Below are 20274 nucleotides of genomic sequence, written 5' to 3' on the forward strand. Positions count from 1 at the left end.
CATCCCGACGAAACGCCGGCACCACCGGCAACACCCGCAACACCGGAGACCCCGATGGCCCCGGAAACCCTGACGGCCCCGGCGCTGGGGGTGTCCCAGGTCCGCCGGTACTACCAGCTCGTCGACGCCGGGGACGTGCCCGCGCTGGTCGCCCTGTTCACCCCGGACGCCCGCTACCACCGCCCCGGCTACCGACCCATGGTCGGGCACGCCGAACTGGAACGCTTCTACCGCGACCAGCGGGTGATCCGCACCGGTGTGCACACCCTGGCCACCGTGGTCACGACCGACGACGAGGTGGCGGTGCACGGCCTGTTCCGTGGCGTGCTGCACGACGGCGGTGAGGTCGAGCTGCGGTTCGCGGACTTCTTCCGGATGACGCCGCAGGGCCGCATCGCCGCGCGGGACACCTTCTTCCACGTGCCGGCGGTCTGAGGCGGTGGACGCACCCGGTGACACCGCGCACCACGTGCTGCGCAGCGGCCACCGCGACGGCCACCGCGACGGCGACGGCCACGGCGACGGCCCACGCGGTCGCGCGTTCAACCCCGACGGGGACACTTCAGCACAGGAAAGCGGGAAGCAGTTGACCAAGACGGTCCTCACCTCCGACATCCCGGCGTTCGTCGGCAGCGGACGGCCACCGTTCGACGCGCGGGCCATCCACGAGCTGGTCGCCGAACAGGCGGAGCGGGCCCCGCACGCGCCCGCCGTCACCTGCGACGGACGGACCCTGACCTACCGGCAGCTCAACGACCGCGCCAACCGGCTCGCCGGGCGGCTGCGAGCGGCCGGACTGGCGCAGGAGGACGTCGTGGGCGTGCTGGTGCCGCGGTCGCCGGAGCTGATCGTGGCCCTGCTCGCCGTCCTCATCGCGGGCGGGGCGTACCTCGGACTCGAACCGGACGACCCGGCCGGCCGCCACGCGATGCTGCTCGAGGACGCCGGCGCGGGCATGGTGATCGTCGGAGAGGCCCTGGGGGAGCAGCTGCCCGGCACCGTCGTCACGGTGACGGAAGGCGGACCGGCGCAGGAGCCGGCCGCCGGGCCGGCGGCTGCGGCCCGCCCCGGCGACCCGGACCGGCTCGCCTACGTCAGCTACACCTCGGGCTCCACCGGCGAGCCCAAGGGCGTCGGCGTGCCCCACCGGGCGATCGACCGGCTCGTCCGGGGTGCGGACTGGGTGGACGTCCGCGCCGAGGACGTCTTCTTCCACCTCGCGCCGGTCGCGTTCGACGCGTCCACGTTCGAGATCTGGGCCCCCCTCGTCAACGGCTGCCGACTGGTCCTCTTCCCCCCGGTCGCCATCACGCTGGAGCACGTGGCGCGCGTCGTCCGCGCCGAGCGCGTGACGGTCCTGCTGCTGACCACCGGGCTCTTCCACCAGATGGTGAGCTCCCACCTGGAGGCGTTCGCCGACGTGCGGCACGTCCTCACCGGGGGTGACGTGGCCTCGCCGGGCCACGTCCAGCACCTGCTGGCCCGCTACCCGGAGCTGCTCTTCACCAACGGCTACGGGCCGACCGAGAACACCACGTACACGACCTGCTGGACCAGCAGCACCCTCCCGGAGCTGCGCAGCGTGCCGATCGGCCGCCCGATCAGCGGCACCAGGGTCGCCGTGCTCGACGGCGACCTCAGGCCGGTGCCCGTCGGCGAGTGCGGCGAACTGTACGTGGCCGGGGCGGGCCTGGCCCGCGGCTACCTGGGGCGCCCGGCCGCAACGGCCGAACGGTTCCTGCCCGACCCGTTCGGGACCGAGCCCGGGGCCCGGATGTACCGGACCGGCGACCTCGTGCGATGGCTGCCCGACGGCACGCTGGAGTTCGTCGGACGCGCGGACGACCAGGTCAAGGTCCAGGGCTACCGCGCCGAACCGCGCGCCGTCGAGGTCGAGCTGGAACGGCTCGCCGAGGTGCGGCACGCGGTCGTGCTGCCGCAGGCCGATCCGGCGGGCGGCACCCGGCTCCTGGCCTACGTCGTGCCCGCGCAGTCCGACCCGGCGGGTAACGCCGACCTCGGTCGGCGGCTGCGCCACGAGCTGCGGGACAGGCTGCCGGGCTACCTGATCCCCTGGGCGATCCTCGTCCGTCCCGAGCTGCCGGTGAACCGCAACGGCAAGATCGACCGCCGGGCCCTGCCCACCGCCACCCGGGTACCGCGCAACGTGGCCAACGAGTACGTCCCGCCCGTCACCGAGGTGCAGACGCGGCTGACCGAGTTGTGGGGCGACATCCTCGGCATCGAACCGGTCGGCGTCGACGACGACTTCTTCGACCTCGGCGGGCACTCCCTGCTGGCCACCGACCTCCTGGTCGCCACCCAGCGCGAGTTCGACGTGGACCTCCCCGCGCAGATCCTGTACCTGTCGCCGACCGTCGCCGAGCTGGCGACGGCCCTCACCGCCCGGATGCGGACGGCGGGCCAGGACGGCCCGGCGGCGCGCCCGGACAGTCCGACGGCGGGCCAGGCCGACGGAGCACGGCAGGAGCAGCCCCGATGACGGCGGTTCCCCCCACCCCGCGATGCCCGGTCCTCGCCCCGCAACTGGTCGACCTGATCGACCCCGACCTGTACCACTCGGGCGGGGCGCACGAGGTGTGGCGACGGCTGCGCCGCCACGCCCCGGTGAGCTGGCAGCCGGTCGGCGACATCGGCTACTGGTCGGTCGTCGGCTACGCCGAGGCCAACCGGGTGCTCCGCGACCACGACACGTTCACCTCCGAACAGGGCACCCTGCTCAACCTCCTCGGCCAGGGCGACCCCGCCGGCGGCCGGCAGATGGCCGTGACCGACCCGCCCCGGCACGCGCACCTGCGCGGCCCGCTGCAACAGGCGCTGTCGATCAAGACGGTGGAGAACGACCGGGAGGCCATCCGCCGGGTCATCGTCGAACTGATCCGGCCGTTGGCCGACGGCGGCCCGTTCGACTTCGCCGCCGCCATGGCCACCCTGCCGATGGCGGTGATCGGCACCATGATGGCGCTGCCGGAACAGGACTGGCCGCGGCTGGTCCGACTCGCCCACGCCTGCATCGCCGCGGACGACCCCGAGTTCCAGCTCGCCGCCGGACCGCAGGCCACCCTCGTGACCGCCCACCGCGAACTGTTCGCCTACTTCCAGGACATCGTCACCGCGCGTCGGCGCGCACCGGGTGACGACCTGATCAGCGTGCTGCTCACGATGGAACTGGACGGACGGCGGCTGTCGCCGGGCGAGATCGTGTCCAACTGCTACAGCCTGCTGCTCGGTGCGACCGTCACCACCGCCCAGCCGCCGATCGCGGCGATGGTCGAATTGGCCGGGACGGCGGTCCTGGACGACTGGGCGGCACACCCGGAGCTGCTCGGCAGCGGCGTGGAGGAAGCCCTGCGATGGGCCTCGCCCACCCAGCACTTCATGCGCCACGCCACCCGCGACGTCGAGGTCCGGGGCGTGCCGATCCCCGCGGGGGACGCGGTCGTCGTGTGGCTGGGGTCGGCCAACCGCGACGAGACCGTGTTCGCCGACCCGGACACCTTCGACATCCGACGGCGGCCCAACAAGCACATCGCGTTCGGCGTCGGCGCGCACTACTGCATCGGACACACCGTCGCACGGGTGGCCCTGCGGATCCTGTTCGCCGAACTGCTCGGCCGGTTCACCGGCTTCGAACTCGCCGGGACGCCGCGGCGCATGCGCTCGAACATCATCGCGGGCTTCACCCACCTGCCGATCACCGCGCGAGCCCGCTAGGGCGTGCACCACCGCAGCCGCACCCGAGAAGAAACCCCACCCGGAAGGTCATCAGTGAACGCTCCGACGGCCCGTACCCGCAACAAGTGGTTCCTGCGCGAGCCGTCGCCGGTGGCACCGGCACGGCTGTTCTGCCTGCCCTACTCCGGCTGCGGAGCGAGCATGTACCGCCAGTGGCCGTCATCGGTCAACGGCGTCGAGGTCTGCCCCGTGCAGCTGCCCGGCCGGGAGAACCGGATGCGCGAGCCCGCCCACACCACCTACGAGGCACTGGCCGACGACCTCTGCGAGGCGCTGCGCCCCTACCTGGACCGTCCCTACGCGCTGTTCGGGCACTGCGGCTCCGCGCTGGCGGCGTACGAGACCGCCGTACGGCTGGTCGAAAGGGGCTGCCCCGCCCCGACCCGGGTGTTCGTCTCCGCCGAGGTCGCGCCGCAGGATGGCCCCTACGGCCGCTTCCTCGGCATGGACGACGACGAGCTGGCCGGCGAACTGCGCCAGCTCGTCGCGGAACTGGGCGGCACCCTGGAACCGAGCCTGCTCGCGCTCTACCTCGGCGTCCTGCGGAACGACGTCGACATGAACAAGCGGTACCACGTGGCCGAGCCGGTCCGGCTGCCGTGCCCGATCACCGCCATCGGCTGGACGGAGGACACGGGCATCGAGCCGTCGCTGATGACCGGCTGGTCGGCCTGCGGCGAAGCGACCTTCGAACTCCTGGAGGGAGGCCACTACCGCTTCATCGAGGCGCCGACGGACCTGCTGGCGCTCCTGGTCGCGGACCTGACGCCCACCCGGTCCGGCACCCCCTGACACCTGCACCCCCTGACACCTGCACCCCCTGACACCTGCACCCTCTGACACCTGCACCCGGACGAGCCGGCAGCCCCGGCGTCGATGCGCAGCGGGCCCCGGCAGAGCATCGCTCTGCCGGGGCCCGCTGCGGTCAACTCCCCTCAGGGCGCGGGTCGGTCACGGTGTGGGGCCGAGCTTCTGCCAGGCGTCGCTCTTGCCGGGTTCGTCGGTCGCCTTGTTCCACCACTTGGCGCGCCAGTAGAAGCCGTTCCACGACACCGTCGAGGCCCAGGCGCCGTCGGTGTCCCCGGCGATGATCTTCGTACTGGAGGCGGTGGCGCTGTTGGCGGGGGCGGCGAGGTAGGCCGGTGCCTTCCACCAGTCGTCGTTCCCGCCGGCGAAGCTGCCCAGCGCGTAGGAGCTGCCGTGCTTGGCGCCACCGGTGACCCACCGGTCCAGCATCGGCTTGCCCGCGGTGGCCTGGTCCGTGCTGAGCGGCACCAGCCGCCACCACTGGTCGACCTTCCCGTCGCAGTCCCGGACCGTGAGGGTGCCCCTGGCCGTGGTGGCGCCGAGGCACTGGTCGTGGCCGCTGGTAGCGGACTTGATGTGGTACCAGCCCTGGTCGTCCTCGCTCACCGCCCACAGCTGGTTGGCGTTGCCGGTCTGCTTCATCGACAGGTGGGCGTCGGTCCAGCTGCCGGGGTGGTCGAGGACGTTGCCGCTGTTGCGGTCCTCGATGATCCACTTGTCGCCGGTCTGCCAGAACGCGAACGAGGGGTTGGGGTTGTAGGCGTGCGCCTGCCACGGCGCGGCCTGGCACTGGGCCCCGGAGGCCGGTGCCGGGGGATCGACGGTCGTCACCGCGCGGCGCTTGTCGCCGGTGGATCCGTAGTCCTTGCCGCCGATCCTGAAGGTGACGTTCGCCGGGCCGGTGACGGGCAGGTAGTACTTGACCTCGATGTCCTTCGACCTGCCGGCGGGGATGTCCTCGCAGTAGCCGAGTTTGACGGTCACCCGGTGGAAGTCGCCCTTCAGCCCGCCCGCGTTGGGCCCCGTGTGGCCGGGGACGATGCCGCTCATCTCCTTCCAGGCCCCGTCCTTCACCACCGGCGGGGCGGAGGTGGGCAGGTCGAAGGAGATCTCCGTGCCCTGGGCGAGGGCGACCTTGGAGTTGTTGGTGATCCGCAGCTTCGGCTGCATCGGCCACATGTCCCCGACGTCGGTCGGGAAGTCCACCAGCTCGGCCTTGACGTCGATCACCTCGGCGGGCAGCGTCTTGCCGCCGCCGGTGGTGTTGCCGGACGCCCCCGCGCCCTTGAGCGCGTTGTCGAGGCGGGTGGTCAGGTCGTAGCCCATCCCCCACTCGCCGTTGGAACGCTTGGTGTAGTCACCCGCGAGCTCCCAGATCATCGCCCCGCCGACGCCCTTGTCCGCGATGTACTTCGCCTTGGCGTCGATCGACCTCTCGTTCTCGGTGGAGAGGAACACCTTCTTGGTGTCGTTCCACAGCCACGAGGCCTGGAGCGGGTCGGAGTACTTCTCGGCGTAGCCGCCGGTCAGCTTGCCCGCGTCGGTGGCCGGGTCGACGCCGTAGGACTTCAGGTAGCCGGGGGTGCGGCCGTCCTGGAGGTTCTTGGTGTGCCACAGCGGGTTCGACCCGGCGCCGACCTCGCGGCCGTCCTCGGTGTCGTGCCACACGTTGTCGATGCCGGTCGCGCCGAGGCCGCAGTCCTGGCCGTTGGCCGGGCCCCGGCCGCCGACGCCCTTCGGGCACTGGGACTGGTCCGCCATGGCGGAGGTGCCCCACAGGCCGTCGGTGCCGCCTTGGACGTTCTGCCAGCCGCGGGAGTAGTAGGGGATGCCGAGGTTGATCCGGCCGGGCGGGAGGGCGCCGCGGTAGTAGTGGTAGGCCCAGTCGGTGTTGAAGTAGCCGTTCTTCTGGTAGTCCTTGGTGTTCGCGGCCTGGTCGTTGTAGATCCCGGCGTCGGCCAGCTCGTTGTCCTGCCCGGTGTCGTAGAGCGGGGCCTGCGGGCCGACGTACTTGTTCCAGGAGCCGTGCAGGTCGTAGCTCATGACGTTGACGTAGTCCTGGTACTGGAGCGCCTGGCCGGCGTCCAGTCCGCGCACGAGGTAGCCGGAGGCGGACCCGGCCGAGGTCAGCAGGTAGTAGCGGCCCTTGGTCGTGCCGGACTGGTCCAGCTTGGTCCGCAGGGTCTTCATCAGGGCGGTGTAGCCCTGCTGGAGGCCCTTGCGGCGCGGGTTGGAGACGTCCCAGTCGTTGGGGTTGCCCGTGTTGGGCAGGGCGCCGGGGTACTCGTAGTCGATGTCGACGCCGTTGAACCCGTACCGGTCGAGGAAGTCCGTCACGGAGTCGGCGAACGCGTCGATGCCCGCCTGGTTCACCGAGCCGTCGGCGTTGGTGGCCATCGCGTAGAAGTTCCGGGTGTCCGCCCAGCCGCCGACGGAGATCAGCGTCTTCACGGCCGGGTGCTTCTTCTTGTACGTGTTCAGCAGGTTGAAGTGCCCCTTGTACGGCAGCGACGGGTCCATGGCGTTCCGGTCGCCGTCCCAGGTCATGCCGGTGGCCGGGTTGGCCGGGTCGTTCACGTCACCGACGCTGATCCGGTTGTTCTCCACCTTCGCGAACGCATAGTTCACGTGCGTGACCTTCGACCAGGGGATGTTGGACGCCAGGTACGCGGGGTCTCCCTTGGCCCCGGAGCGCCACCCCGTGAAGTACCCCACCGTGCGCCGGGTGCGGTTGTTACCGACCCACTCCCGGCCGCTGTTGTCGTAGACGTCGCAGTACCGGGCGTTCACCCCCGGGGTGGCGGCCATCCCCTCGGGCCGGCAGTCGCCCGAGGAGGCGGGCTTCGTCCCCCGGTCGTCGGGCGAGTCGTCGAACGGGGCTCCCGCGGAGTCCGGCCCCCCGGGGTCGCCGGTGCTGGTGCCGCCCTCCAGGTGCCACCGCTGTTCGGCGGCCCCGGCGCACTTCCAGAAGGCCAGGGCCTTGTCCTCGCCCTGGTCGGTCAGGCAGCCGCCGTCCGAGGAGACGATCTGGTACGTCCGCCCGTCCAGCGCGTCGAGCTGCCAGCGCTGGTTCGCGCCCCCGCCGTCCCGCCAGAGCGCGCTGTAGTAGCTGGTGCCGTCCACGGTCTGCGACCGGTTGCTGTTGGCGTCCAGCACCTGTCCGGGGTCGAGGGCCGTCCGGATCGCGAACCGGCCGTCGTCCTGGCGGTCCAGGTTCCACTTCTGCGCCGGGTTCCCGTTCCCGCCGAGGGCTTTGACCTTGGTGCCGTTGGCGGGGTTCGCCTGGTCGACGTCGGCCACCCGGCCGGTGCCGTCGTTGACCAGCGAGACGCCGGCCGCCGAGGGCGGGGGCGGTGGGGTGTCCGTCGGGCGGCCGTTGTCGTCCATCCGCGGGATCTTCGGCATGCCGGTGGTGTCGCCGGCGGCGAAGATCGTGCCCTGCAGGACGTTCCAGCGCAGAGCCGTGGGGCCCACGACGACGGTGCCGTCCGTGCCGCCGGCCGCAACGAATCCGCTGGTCAACTGGTTCCCGCGGAAGAAGGAGGCATAGGCCCTGTTGGAGAACTGCGAGCCTGGCCACCGGATGGCCGCGTTGAACCCGTCGGTCCAGCCGGCTCGGGTCAGGGCGGTGAAGTTGTCGCCGATGGGCTTGGGCCCGTTGAGCACGCGGTCGGTGGAACGGCCGATGTTGGCTTCCAGCGACACGTACGTGTCGCCCTTGAAGAGGAAGACCTGGTTCTCCGTCACCGAGAGGGCGGCGTCGACCCCCTGGGTGAAGGGTGCGGTGCTGTCACTGCCGGCCAGGCTGTGCCACCCGTCCGCGATCGTGGTCGGCGGCTTGGTCATCGTTGCGGTCCCCGTGTCGGGGTCCACCCTCATCCGCATGTACTGGTCCCCCCGGAACATCATCACTTCATCCGGGTTCTCCGGCAGCGTGAAGGCCGCGTCGAAGCCGTTCGCGAACGGTGTGTTCCCCAGGACCGGCCACAGGTGGGAGATGGTGTCCTCCTTGCCTCCGGCCAGGCTGGCGTTGCCCGGGAAGTCCGTGATGCGGGCGACGAACGGCCCCCGGAGGAGGTAGACGTCACGGCTGGTGCTGAAACTCGCTTCCACCAGTGGCTGGGAGCACGCGAACGGGCCGTCGCTCGACCGCGGTATCCGGCAGATCCGATTCTGCGCCTGGACCTGGAGGACGGCCAGCCCGACGGCGGCTGCGGTGGCGGCGAACCAGGAGTTGCTCGGGTCCTGGTTGGCGTCCCACAGGTCCCTGCTTCGCCTGGCCCAGGTCAGGATCTGGGTCTCGTACTCACGGATGCGTGCCGGGATCCGGCTGCGCATCGCCGCCGCGATGCCGTTCCTGACGTTCTGGAACCGAGTGCCCTCGGCCACGGCTTCGACGAGGACCATCAGTGCGCTGCGCAACCATGGTGTCCGTTGCGCCTGCGCCGCCGGGTCCGGGCCGCCGTCGAGGACGTTCTCCAGGACTCTGACGGCGTTCCTCAGCGCGTCGGCATCGACATTCGCCCAGCCGTTCTCGAATGTGAAGAGGTTGCCTGGCGTGGCGGACTCGTTCCTGAGGTCGCCGTACTCGACGCCGATGGCGCTGAGCTCGCGATACCGGACCGTGATGGTTTGCCCTGGTTGCGGCCGCTGCCGCTGCTGCTGCGTGAACCAGTTGTCGCGGGCAGTCCGCGATGTGCCGACGCCCCTGTCGGCCAAGCGGTAGAGCGTCTTCACGCCCGCCCGGACGGTGTAGAAGCCGCAGATGTACATGTCGCGCGGCGCGATGATCAGTCCGGTTTCCATCCCCGGCACGGGGTCCTGATCCGGGTGTCCCAGATCGAAGAGGTCGACCATCACGGGGTTCGGGTCATCGAGCGTGACGTTGAAGTCCGCGCGGTACGGGCGGGTGAAGTTCCCCCGCAGCAGCTCGATGAGCTGGAGGTAGGGACGAGCCGGGTCCGGCGGGTCGGCGGCGTGCGCCGGCCCGGTCGCCCCGATGGGCAGGAGGAGAACCGCCAGCAGGACCACCAGCATCCGCCGGAGCCCTCCGACAAGCCGTCTTGGCGGTGGGCCCCCCGGTGCCAGGCCGGGCCGGACGGTCGTTCGCAACCGCAACATGTCCTCTCCAAAGGAATTCGGTGACATTGATGCGGCAGAACGTACGAGGCACCGGTAGACACGTGATGGACAGCGCCAGCCCGTTCGGCGCTCAGCGCCCTCCGGCGATGATCTCCAGGGCAGGGCGCGGTGATCGCCCCGAGGAACTCGGCGTACAGACCGTTGCGCAGCACCGTTCGTCTAGGGTCGGCGTGTTGACAGCGGATAGACGACGCGTCAACGACGGCCGGGCCGACGCCGTCCGCGCCCCCGCCTGCGCCCCTCGGTGACGGTTCGCGCCCTTGGTGCCTCCGACGCGCCCTTGCGCGCTACCTGCCGGTAAGTGTTAATGCGCCGTAAATTTGACTGGCCGTCACATTTCCCGGCCCTCCCGGCTCGGCCCGCCTTCGTCGAAAGGTGCTGCCATGCGGCGTATCACCTCGTGGACGCGAATACTCCGTTTCGGGCTCAGCGGCTGCCTCCTGGCGGCCGCCTCCGGCTCCGGCATGTGCCCAGCGGTCGCCGGACCGGCCGGTCCGCAGCCGCACGGCGGGCGGTCTCAGGACGGGGGGTCGCACGGTGGGTGGTCGCACGGCGGGCCGTCGCCGGAGCAGAGGATCGAAGCGCTCCTCGGCCAGCTGACCACCGACGAGAAGACGACGCTGCTACAGGGGATCGCCGCACCGAACGGGGTGTACGCGGTCGGCTACGTCCGGGGCGTGCCGCGGCTGGGCATCCCGCCGCTGCTGCTGTCCGACGGCCCGGCCGGCGTGCGGGACGGGCAACCGGCGACGGCGCTGCCGGCGCCGGTGTCGCTGGCCGCCGCCTTCGACCCGGGGCTCGCCACCACCTACGGCGCGGTGCTGGGCCGTGAGGCCCGGGCGCGCGGCTACCAGGTGCTGTACGCGCCGATGGTGAACCTCGTGCGGGTGCCGCAGGGCGGGCGGAACTTCGAGACGCTGGGGGAGGACCCGTTCCTCGCCGGGCGGGTCGCGGCGGCGGAGGTCCGCGGCATCCAGGCGCAGGGGGTCGCGGCGCAGGTGAAGCACTTCGCGGCGAACAACCAGGAGAACAACCGGCAGTCGTACAGCTCGGAGGTGGACGAGCGGACGCTGGCCGAGATCGAGCTGCCCGCCTTCCGGGCGGCCGTCCGGGACGGCCGGGCCTGGTCGGCGATGTGCGGCTACAACCCGGTCAACAGCATCTGGGCGTGCGAGAACTTCCCGCTGCTGCGGGACGTGCTGAAGGGCCGTTGGGGGTTCGACGGGGTGATCGGTTCCGACTACCCGGCCACCCACTCCTCGGTGAACGCCGCGGCGGGCGGGCTGGACCAGGAGTTCGGCGGTACGACGTACTTCGCCGACCTGAACGCGGCCGTGGCCGACGGGCGGCTCGCCCCGGCCGTCCTGGACGACCAGGTGCGGCGGGTGCTGCGGCTGATGGTCCGGACCGGGGCGCTGGACGGCGGCCGGCCGCCCGGCTCCGGCCCCGGCTCCGGCTCGGGCCAGGCCGTCTCCGATCCGCCCGTCTCCGATCCGCCCGCCTCCGACCCCGCCGCCGGCGCGCGCGACGCCCGGGCGGCGGCCGCCGCCGGGACGGTGCTGCTGCGCAACCAGGGGCCGGTGCTGCCGCTGGACGCCGCCCACCTGTCGTCCGTCGCGGTGATCGGCCCGTGGGCCGACCACGCCTACACCGGCGGCTACGGCTCCTCGCACGTCGCCCCCTACCCCGACCAGGTCGTGACGCCTCGCCAGGGCATTGCCGCCCGGGCCGGTGCGGGCGTCTCGGTGCGCTACCACCCGGGCGACGACGCGGCCGCGGCCGCCTCGGTGGCCGCCGGGGCGGACGTCGCGGTGGTGGTGGTCGGCGACGAGGAGACCGAGGGCGCGGACCGCGGCTCGCTGGACCTCGCCCCGGCGGACGACGCCCTGATCCGCGCCGTCGCCCGCGCCAACCCGCGGACGGTGGTGGTGCTCAACACCGGCGGGCCGGTCACCATGCCGTGGCTGGACGCGGTGCCGGCGGTGGTCGAGGCCTGGTACCCGGGCGAGCAGAGCGGCACCGCGCTCGCCGACGTGCTGTTCGGCGACGCCGATCCGGCGGGGCGGCTGCCCGTCACCTTCCCGACCTCGGTGGCGGCCACGCCGATCCGGGACGCCTCCCAGTACCCCGGCACGGACGGCGCCTACCACTACACCGAGCAGCTCGCGGTCGGGTACCGCTGGTACGACGCGACCGCCACCGCCCCGCTGTTCCCCTTCGGCCACGGCCTCTCGTACACCACCTTCGGCTACAGCAACCTCACCGTGACCGGCCCGGACGCCGCCGGCCGGGTGCGGGTCGGCTTCGACCTCGCCAACCAGGGCGCCCGGACCGGCACCGAGGTGCCGCAGCTGTACGTCTCCTTCCCGTCCGCGGCCGGCGAGCCGCCGCAGCAGCTCAAGGCCTTCGACAAGGTCACGCTGGCGCCCGGCCGGTCGACGCACGTGGAACTGCCGCTGGACCGCTCCTCCTTCGCGGTCTGGGATCCCGGCGTGCACGGCTGGCAGGTCCCCGGCGGGCGGTACGGCCTCATGGTCGGCTCCTCCTCGCGCGCGCCGAAGTTGCAGGGCGCGGTGGACGTCCCGGGCTCTCCGGTCGTCTCCACCTGGTCCGGGCGGATCACCGGTGCCGACGGGTCCTGTCTGGACGCGGGCGCCGCCGCCGCGGACGGCAACGAGGCGGTACGGCTGGCCGGCTGCGCGGGCACGGCGGCCCAGGACGCCATGGTCGGCTCGGACGGCACCGTCCGCGCCCTCGACGGCTGCCTGACCCCGGCGGGCCCGGACGACGGCGCCGCCGTCCGGCTGCGGGACTGCACCGCGGGCGCCGACCAGGTGTGGCGCCCGGGCCCGGGCTCCTCGATCCTCCACCCGGCGTCCGGCCGCTGCCTCGCGGCCGCCGACGGCCGGCTGCTGCTGCGGACCTGCTCGGGGGGCGCCGAGCAGAGCTGGGCCACCCCCCGCCCGAGCGGCCGGGTGACCGGCATCGCCGGGCAGTGCGTGGACCTCAACCGCGCCGACACGGCCAACGGCACCGCCGTCCAGCTCTACCGCTGCAACTCCACCGGCGCCCAGGACTGGACCGTCGGGCAGGACGAGTCCCTGCGGGCCCTCGGCAAGTGCCTGGACGTCACCAACGGCTGGACCGCCGCCGGGACGCCCGCCCAGCTCTACGACTGCAACGGCACCGGCGCCCAGCGCTGGCAGCCACGCCCGGACGGCACGCTCCTCAACCCGGCCTCCGGCCGCTGCCTCGACGCCCGCGACGGCAGCGGCGCCGACTGGACCAGGCTGCAGATCTGGGACTGCCACGGCGGCCCCAACCAGCGCTGGACCCTGCCCTCCTGATGCCCACCGCCGGCCGGGCGCCGGCCGTCCGCCGTCCGCCGCCGTCCGATGGCGGCGGGCGGCGGGGCTGCGTCAGCCGTTTGCTTCCAGAGCCGGGAGGTAGGCGCCGGCCTGGCCGGCGGCGGTCGGGTGGAAGGACTGTCCGATCGGCCAGTTCAGGGCGTGCAGCCAGGGAGCGGGGTCGCAGAGCTGGTGGCCGGCGAACCGGCTGGTCACATCCGCGTAGGCGAAGTTCGGGTACTTGGCGGCCTCGCTCTGGATGACGCTGTTCAGGACGTCGGCGCCGTCGTTGAGGGCAGCACGCCTGGCCGGGCTGATCCCCGGGCAGAGGGGGGCGCCGGGGTCGTAGAAGCGGGGGTAGCCGAGGATCACCACGTGGGCGTTGGCGGCGCGGGAGCGGATGGCGCCGTAGACGGTGTCGAGTTCGCCGGGGAGCTGGGTGCGGGCGGTGTTCTCTGCGGAGGAGACGGCGCTGAGGCAGGCGGCGTCGCTGCCGAGCAGGCAGGAGGCCAGTACGTCGCGCAGGCCGACGTCGTTGCCGCCGATGGTCATGCTGACCAAGGTGGTGCCGGAAGTGAGCGGGGCGAGTTGGTTGTTCACGACGTCGGTGGTGGTGGCGCCGCCGCAGGCCTGGAAGTCGAAGGTGGCCGGTGAGGTGGACTGGGCGTAGAGGTACGGGTACGCGTTGGTGCTCTGGTTGCAGCTGTTGAGGTACGTGCTGGATGATCCGCCGCCCGCGGAGTAGGAGTCGCCGAGGGCCACGTAGTTGACGGTGGCGGCGTGGGCGGCGTGGGCGGCGTGGGCGGCGTGGGCGGCGTGGGCGGTGCCGGTGGTGGCGGCGAGTGCGGTGGTCGTCAGGGTGAGGAGCGCGGCCGCGAGGGCTGCGGGGCGGGTTCGGCTCATCGGTTGCCTCCTTGGTGGGACGGCTGGTGTGTCAGTGGGGCTGTTCGGCGTTGCGGCGCGGTGCCCGGGACGCGGTCAGGAGTGCTGACCGAGGAAGTCGGCGAGCTCTTTGTCGTACCGGGCGGGGTCGGCGTTCCAGGAGCCGGTGTGGCCGGCCCCGGGGACGGTGACGAGTCGGACCTTGTCCGGCCAGTCGCGGGCGAACCGGGCGCTGCCGGCGTACGGGACGAGTGTGTCGGCGGTGCCGTGGAAGAGCAGCACGGGCTGTTCGGGGCCGCCGTTGCGCCGGTTCGCCGCCAGGGTGTCGACCTGGTCGAGGTCCACTCCGGCTCGGAAGCGGATGAAGGGGGCCGTGAGGTCGGCGATGGGGAACGGGAGTCCGAGGCCGGTGGCGATCGTGTCGATGGCCGCCCGGTAGTCGAGTGCGGGTGAGTCGAGGACGACTGAGCGGACCGCGCTGGTGTCCTGGGCGCGCTGAAGGTAGTTCTCGACGATGGCGCCGCCCATGGAGAACCCGTAGAGCACCACGCCGGAGGCTCCGTGGGCGCGGGCGTAGCGGACGGCGGCGTCGAGGTCGCGCCATTCCGTGTTGCCGAGTTGTCGGTTGCCGTTGGAGTCGCGGGGTGCGCCGGGGTCGTTGCGGTAGGTGATGTCGAGGATAGGGTAGCCGAGGTCGTGCAGTCCGGGCATCGTCCGCAGGCCCGCGCTGCGGCCGGCGCCGAGCCCGTGGACCTGGATGACCCAGGTGCTGCGCGAGCCCGGGAGGTACCAGGCGGGCATCGGGCCCAGGTCGCCGGGGTAGCTGACGTCCTGGTAGTCCAGCCCCACCGCTCGGCGCGGGTCCGAGTTCCACACGGTGACGATGATCTTCGCCTTGGCGCCGACGGCGGGTGGGGTGGTGGCCTGGAGTTCGCGGGTGACGGTCTTGCCGTCCGAGGCGAGGACGCGGCCGAGTTCTCCCGAGCGCCGCTGTGCGGATCCGCTGTCCTGCCAGACCAGGCCGTAGGTGCCGGTGTAGCGGCTCTCGTCGGTGGCGGGAAGGGTCACCGTCGCGGCCCCCACGGCGATGACGCGGGTGTTCAGCGGGGTGTCGTCGGTGGGGTGCAGCAACTTGCCGGTCAGTAGCCACAGCGCGCCGGACGCCGCGGTGAGAGCGAGGACGAGCAGGCCCGTGACGGCGACGACGATGCGTCGGCGCAGGCGGGTGCGGCGGCTGGACGGCGGTGTCGTGGGGTGGCTGGACGGCGGTGTCGTGGGGTGGCTGGACGGTGGTGTCGTGGGGTCGGTCATCGCCGGGGTCGGCTCCTGGTTCATGGCTGCTTCAGCGTGGTGGGGCCGGAGGCCAGGGTGAGGGCGAGCCCGGTCGGTGTGACGGTGAGTGAGACGGGCTTGAGGGACAGGGGGTAGTCGGCTTGTCGGTTCCGCGCGGTGAGCTTGGTGTTGATCTGGTCGAGCTGGGGACCGGTGATCGTTCGGCCGAGGAACTGCAGGCTGGTGGCGGTGATGGTGACCCGGCCGTCGGCCAGGGCGGGCTTCAGCGTCAACTGGCCCATGCCACCCGGGCCCAGGGCGAGCAGGAGGGTGCCGGTGGCGGGGTCGGTCCGGGTGCTGCTGACGGGAACGCCCTGGCCCGAGTCGTGGATCGCTCCCGCCAGGGAGTCGGCGGGGATCGTGACGGTGGCCCGGACGTCGGACGCCGTCGCGGGCTCGGCCAGGTGGAGGTCGTCGAGCGTGATGCGGACCGAGGCGCCCGTGAGTGAGCCGAGGTGGGCGTCGTCCGCGCCGAGCGTGACGTGATCCAGGTGCCGGTCGAGGATCGCGAGCAGCGCCGGGCCGGCGCCGGTGTCGACCGTCACCCGGGTGTCGAGCGCCTTTCCCATGCGGTCGGCGATCCGGCTCTTCAGGACGTGCCGGGTGACGGCCTCGCCGCCCCCGGCGAGGGCCAGCACGACGGCCACGGGCAGGACGACGGCGCGAGTGATCCGGCCTCGCCGGGTGGTCGGGCGGCGGAGGCGGCCCAGCCGCGCGGTGGCGGTTCGGGCCGGTTCTGGACGGATGGTCATCATTGTCCTGCTGTCGTTGTCGGGGCGTCGGAGGGGGCGGGCGGCCCGGTGCGGTCCCGGCGGCGTCCTGTGGTCGGCCGTTGTCCTGGGGACGGGGCGCGACCGGTGCGCGTGAGCAGCACGACGACCGCGACGATCAGGAGGGCCGCAACACAGACGCCGAGCAGCACGAGGGATCTGGAGCCCGTGAGCACGACTGCTCTCCCTTGTCCCGACCCCGCCGGTCGGCGAGGTCGGAAGCATCCTGTCGCCGTTGTGCAAGGCGAAGGTTCGGCCTGTGTTCGGGCCTTGTAAGGATCGCCGTCGGTCCGCCGGACGGTGACGGCCCGCGGGTTAGCATCGGTGCAGTTCGAAGCCGTGGCACGCGCGACTGGCCAAGCAGCCGCGGGATGGGTGCCGCGGCGCGGGGAGACTGCGGTGACACCGGACAGATGACACAGAGCAAGGGCCTTGTGCTGGTGGTGGAGGACGAGCGCCACATCGCCGACCTCCAGCGCCTGTACCTCACCCGCGAGGGCTTCGGCGTCCACACCGAGGCCGACGGCACCGCCGGGTTGGCCGCCGTGGCACGGCTGCGGCCGGTGGCGATCGTTCTCGACATCGGGCTGCCCGGGCTGGACGGCACGGACTTCTGCCGCCGGCTGCGCGCCGCCGACGACTGGACGCCCGTCATCCTGGTCACCGCCCGGGACGAGGAGGCCGACCGGATCCTCGGCCTGGAGATCGGTGCCGACGACTACCTCACCAAACCGTTCTCGCCCCGCGAGCTGGTCGCCCGGGTCAAGGCGGTGCTGCGCCGCACCGCCGGCCCACCGGTCTCGGCCGTCCTGGGCGGCAGCCGGCTGCGCCTGGACCCCGGTCGCCGCACGGTGCTCTGCGACGGCGAACCGCTGGAGCTGACCACCACCGAGTTCAACCTGCTCGCCCACCTGCTGGCCCGGCCCGGTCAGGTCTTCAGCCGCGAGCAGCTCCGTGCCCAGGTCTGGGGGCAGGCCGACTACGGCGACAGCCGGGTCGTCGACGTCTACGTCTCGCAGCTGCGTGCCAAGCTCGGCGACGCCAGCCCGATCCGCACCGTGCGGGGGATCGGCTACAGCGCCCAGGAGCCGGAGCGGTGAGGCGCCTGCGCGCGGGCTCCCTCACCGGCAGCCTGGTCCTGCTCGCCACCGTGGTGGCAGCCACGGCCGTGCTACTGGCGGGGGTCGCGGCCTGGCAGACCGCCTTCTCCAACGCCGAGTCCCAGTACCGGGAGCGCCTGTCCCGGCAGGCCACCGTGCTCAGCCTCGCTCCCAACCTGTCCGTGCTGCTCCTCGACCAGACCCAACGGCTGACCGGGGCCACCGGCGTCCTGGTCGCCGTCGTCGATCCCGACGGACACGTGGACGGCCCCGCGGCGCAGGCCGTCGCCCCGGCCGACCGGGACGCGCTGCTCGCCGGACGGACGCTCTCCGCCACGGCCTCGCTCGGCGACCAGCGCGTACTCGTCCAGGGACACCCGGCAAGCAACGGCGGCGCTGTCGTGCTGACCCAGCCGTTCACCGAGGTCGATGCGGCTGCCGGCCGGATGCGCGGCAGTCTGACGCTCCCCCTGGTCGCGGGCCTGGTCGGAGCCGCCCTCGCCGGAGCCCTGCTGGCCCGCCGCATCGCCCGCCCCCTGGTCGCGGCGGCCGGTGTCGCCCACCGACTCGCCGCAGGTGAACGCGGCCTGCGCTGCGAGGCCGACGGCCCCACCGAGGCCCGTGACGTCGCCCAGGCCCTGAACGCACTGGGCGCCGCCCTCGAACGCAGCGAACAACGCCAGCGCGACTTCCTGACCTCGATCTCCCACGAGATCCGTACCCCCCTCACCGCACTCCAGGGCTACGCCGAGGCCCTCACCGACGGGGTCGTCGAACCCGGGCAGCAGGCCCAGGTCGGCCAGATCCTCCTGACCGAGACCAGACGCCTGGACCGCTTCGTCTCCGACCTGCTCGAACTCGCACGCCTGGACGCCGACGACTTCCCCATCACCCGCGAACCCACGGACCTCACCGCCCTCGTCCGTGAGACCGCGCGAGCCTGGGACCAGAGGGTCCGGCAGAGCGAACTCCACCTGCGGGTGGAAACGGCCGGGGAACCCGTGATCACGGTCACCGACGGATTCCGGGTCCGCCAGTTGCTCGACGGTCTGATCGGCAACGCCGTGCGGATCTCGCCGCCCGGCGCCCCCGTGGTGCTGGCCCTGCGCCGAACGGACAGCGGCGACACCGAGCTACAGGTCCGCGACGGCGGCCCCGGCCTGACCGACGAGGACGTCCGGGTCGCCTTCGAACCCGGCGCCCTGCACTCCCGCTATGCGGGCACCCGCCCCGGCGGCACCGGCCTCGGCCTGGCCATCACCCGTCGCCTCACCGACCGGCTCGGCGCCACCATCACCGTCCACGGCCACGGCCCCGAGGGCGGCGCCTGCTTCACCGTCGCCCTCGGCACCATCCCGCTCGACGCGTAGCCGCCCGCGCAGCACCCCGGACCAGGGCCGCCGTCCGAACCGCCTGCCCCGCGCAGCGCCCGGAGCTCGCTCCGCAGGAATAATTCGCACACTACTCATTTGGCGCTATCCAGCCCGCCTCCGGCTGTGATGACCTTGGCGACTGTGGCGCGCGTCACATCGTGTGACAGCGCAGTGAGATCGCACTGCCGTGCGTGCCCGACCCAAGGCGATCGAGGAGGTACTCGTGAGTGGCAGGGAGAACAGTGGCAGGGCGGCCGGCGGTGACGGCTTCCCGGATCTGAGCCCCGGGGAACTGGCGGAGATCGAGCGCGTGATCCTCGGCGGCGACGACGGGATCGCGCTGCGGCACGCCGCGCACGAGGCCGGCGGGCCGCGCGTGTCTGCGGCCGAGCTGCAGAAGGCCCTTGAGCTCCATGTGTGCATGGGCTTGAACGCCTGCCGCAACCACGACATCGACGAGAAGGCGCCGATGGCGGGCATGGGAGCCTGTGCCACCGTCCTGCACGTGTGCCACGGCGCCAACGAGTGCCGCGGGCAGGGCGGGTGCGGCTACACCGGCCCCGACGCGGAACTCGCCAAGCCGGGCGAGCAGGCCTGTCGGCAGAACGGCAGCTGCGCGAGCCCGATCAATGTCAGCCGGGTGTTCGCGGGCGGCCCGCTGAAGGGCAAGAGCGTCTGGAAGCTCGCCCGCCAGCTGTTCGAGGCCCGGATGTACGCCGCCGGCCTCCCGTTCGGCCCGTCCCCGGGTGAGGGCTACCCGGACGACCTGGTCCCGCCGTACGAAGTGAACGAGGCCGAGCGGAGGAAGAAGAGGCTCGACCGGAGCAAGCCGCAGGTGCTGCCGCTGCCGTCGGACGAGGCGACCGCGTGACGGAGCCCCACCAGGGCGAGCGGATCGGCAGGGTGTCCCGCTTCGACCTGCCGAACCTGGGGTTCGGTGTCGGCCTGCGCGGCCCGCACCACCGGTACGTACTGGACCACCTCGGTGATGGGCTGGGCGCCGAGTGGCTGGAGATCATCTCCGAGAACTACCTCGACTCCCACGGCCACCCACGTCACGTACTGGACCGGGTCGCCGAGCGGCACTCCCTGGTCATGCACGGGGTGTCGCTGTCGATCGGCAGCGTGGAGCCCCTGGACTTCGACTACCTGGGGCGGCTCCGGCGGCTGGCCGACACGGTGGGCGCCGCCTGGGTGTCGGACCACGTGTGCTTCACCGGGGTCGCCGGGCTCAACACCCACGACCTGCTGCCGGTCCCCTTCACCGAGGCCGCGCTGACGCATCTGGTGCGACGGGTCAGGACCGTGCAGGACTTCCTGGAGCGCCCGCTGGTGCTGGAGAACCCCAGCACGTACGTGGGCTTCGCCGCATCGACCATGCCGGAGGAGGAGTTCGTCGCGCGGCTGGCGGTCGAGGCCGACTGTGGGCTCCTGCTGGACGTCAACAACGTCTACGTGTCGGCCGTCAACCACGACACCGATCCGCGCGCATACCTCGGAGCGCTCCCGCACGACCGGGTCGTACAGATCCATCTGGCCGGTCACACCGACGCGGGCACACATCTGATCGACACCCATGACGGACCGGTCGCACCGGCCGTGTGGGAGCTGTACGACGCGGCGATCGCGCTGACCGGGCCCGTGTCCACCCTGCTGGAGTGGGACGACCGCCTGCCGCCCTTCCCCGAGCTGGTGGCGGAACTCGGAAAGGCGCGCCAGCGGGCCCTCGATCCGGCGAACATCCCCGTCGCGACGGGAGTCTGAC

Annotated in this window: 13 protein-coding genes; 9 read left to right on the forward strand and 4 right to left on the reverse strand. The window is 72.3% G+C overall.

Translation table 11 applies throughout. The features are described 5' to 3' along the window. Positions 1-54 precede the first annotated feature (54 nt). Genes ACIOGZ_RS24705 through ACIOGZ_RS24720 form a run of 4 tightly spaced genes read left to right on the forward strand, consistent with a single transcriptional unit; the run spans position 55 to position 4548 of the window. A complete protein-coding gene (locus ACIOGZ_RS24705; protein WP_363583418.1) occupies positions 55-435 on the forward strand; it encodes a nuclear transport factor 2 family protein in 381 nt (126 codons plus the stop codon). 4 nt (positions 436-439) lie between these two features. Then, on the forward strand, positions 440-2503 hold the full coding sequence (locus ACIOGZ_RS24710; RefSeq protein WP_400987308.1) for an amino acid adenylation domain-containing protein: 2064 nt from the start codon (positions 440-442) through the stop codon (positions 2501-2503). Further along, complete coding sequence (locus ACIOGZ_RS24715; protein ID WP_400987310.1) at positions 2500-3735, forward strand: cytochrome P450; 1236 nt, start codon at positions 2500-2502, stop codon at positions 3733-3735. The genes ACIOGZ_RS24710 and ACIOGZ_RS24715 overlap by 4 nt, the downstream gene beginning before the upstream one ends. Positions 3736-3789: 54 nt before the next feature. After that, positions 3790-4548 (forward strand): thioesterase domain-containing protein, encoded by a 759-nt coding sequence (locus tag ACIOGZ_RS24720; protein ID WP_363583424.1) that lies wholly within the window; start codon positions 3790-3792, stop codon positions 4546-4548. A gap of 159 nt (positions 4549-4707) precedes the next feature. On the opposite strand, the gene ACIOGZ_RS24725 is transcribed toward ACIOGZ_RS24720, so the two are convergent. After that, positions 4708-9600 (reverse strand): glycosyl hydrolase family 18 protein, encoded by a 4893-nt coding sequence (locus ACIOGZ_RS24725; protein ID WP_400987312.1) that lies wholly within the window; start codon positions 9598-9600, stop codon positions 4708-4710. 488 nt (positions 9601-10088) lie between these two features. On the opposite strand from ACIOGZ_RS24725, the gene ACIOGZ_RS24730 reads away from it, so the two are divergent. Further along, entirely contained in the window at positions 10089-13052 is a 2964-nt protein-coding gene (locus ACIOGZ_RS24730; RefSeq protein WP_363630024.1) for a glycoside hydrolase family 3 C-terminal domain-containing protein, read from the forward strand. 72 nt (positions 13053-13124) lie between these two features. Here the strand turns inward: ACIOGZ_RS24730 and ACIOGZ_RS24735 are convergent, their stop codons facing one another. The 3 genes from ACIOGZ_RS24735 to ACIOGZ_RS24745 form a co-directional block, all read right to left on the reverse strand. After that, positions 13125-13955 (reverse strand): SGNH/GDSL hydrolase family protein, encoded by an 831-nt coding sequence (locus tag ACIOGZ_RS24735; RefSeq protein WP_400987314.1) that lies wholly within the window; start codon positions 13953-13955, stop codon positions 13125-13127. Between the two features lie 75 nt (positions 13956-14030). Beyond that, on the reverse strand, positions 14031-15269 hold the full coding sequence (locus ACIOGZ_RS24740) for an alpha/beta hydrolase (protein ID WP_400987316.1): 1239 nt from the start codon (positions 15267-15269) through the stop codon (positions 14031-14033). Then, complete coding sequence (locus ACIOGZ_RS24745) at positions 15266-16018, reverse strand: DUF2993 domain-containing protein (RefSeq protein ID WP_363583434.1); 753 nt, start codon at positions 16016-16018, stop codon at positions 15266-15268. The genes ACIOGZ_RS24740 and ACIOGZ_RS24745 overlap by 4 nt, the downstream gene beginning before the upstream one ends. A 431-nt stretch (positions 16019-16449) precedes the next feature. Between ACIOGZ_RS24745 and ACIOGZ_RS24750 the strand changes: the two genes are divergently transcribed. The 4 genes from ACIOGZ_RS24750 to ACIOGZ_RS24765 all read left to right on the forward strand — a co-directional run bounded on the left by ACIOGZ_RS24750 (position 16450) and on the right by ACIOGZ_RS24765 (position 20273). Further along, the gene (locus tag ACIOGZ_RS24750) at positions 16450-17136 is read left to right on the forward strand and encodes a response regulator transcription factor (protein WP_363583436.1); all 687 of its coding nucleotides are present in this window, start codon (positions 16450-16452) and stop codon (positions 17134-17136) included. Continuing rightward, positions 17133-18506: a HAMP domain-containing sensor histidine kinase gene (locus ACIOGZ_RS24755; RefSeq protein WP_363583438.1), complete on the forward strand. Its 1374-nt coding sequence runs from the start codon at positions 17133-17135 to the stop codon at positions 18504-18506. Before ACIOGZ_RS24750 ends, ACIOGZ_RS24755 begins: the two co-directional genes overlap by 4 nt. Before the next feature lie 226 nt (positions 18507-18732). Continuing rightward, on the forward strand, positions 18733-19380 hold the full coding sequence (locus tag ACIOGZ_RS24760; protein WP_363583440.1) for a hypothetical protein: 648 nt from the start codon (positions 18733-18735) through the stop codon (positions 19378-19380). Next, positions 19377-20273, forward strand: a complete 897-nt coding sequence (locus ACIOGZ_RS24765; protein WP_400987318.1) for a DUF692 domain-containing protein — start codon at positions 19377-19379, stop codon at positions 20271-20273. Before ACIOGZ_RS24760 ends, ACIOGZ_RS24765 begins: the two co-directional genes overlap by 4 nt. The last annotated feature ends 1 nt before the right edge of the window (position 20274 follow it).

This window comes from Kitasatospora sp. NPDC088160 (assembly GCF_044741445.1).
In the GTDB taxonomy this organism is placed as follows: domain Bacteria; phylum Actinomycetota; class Actinomycetes; order Streptomycetales; family Streptomycetaceae; genus Kitasatospora.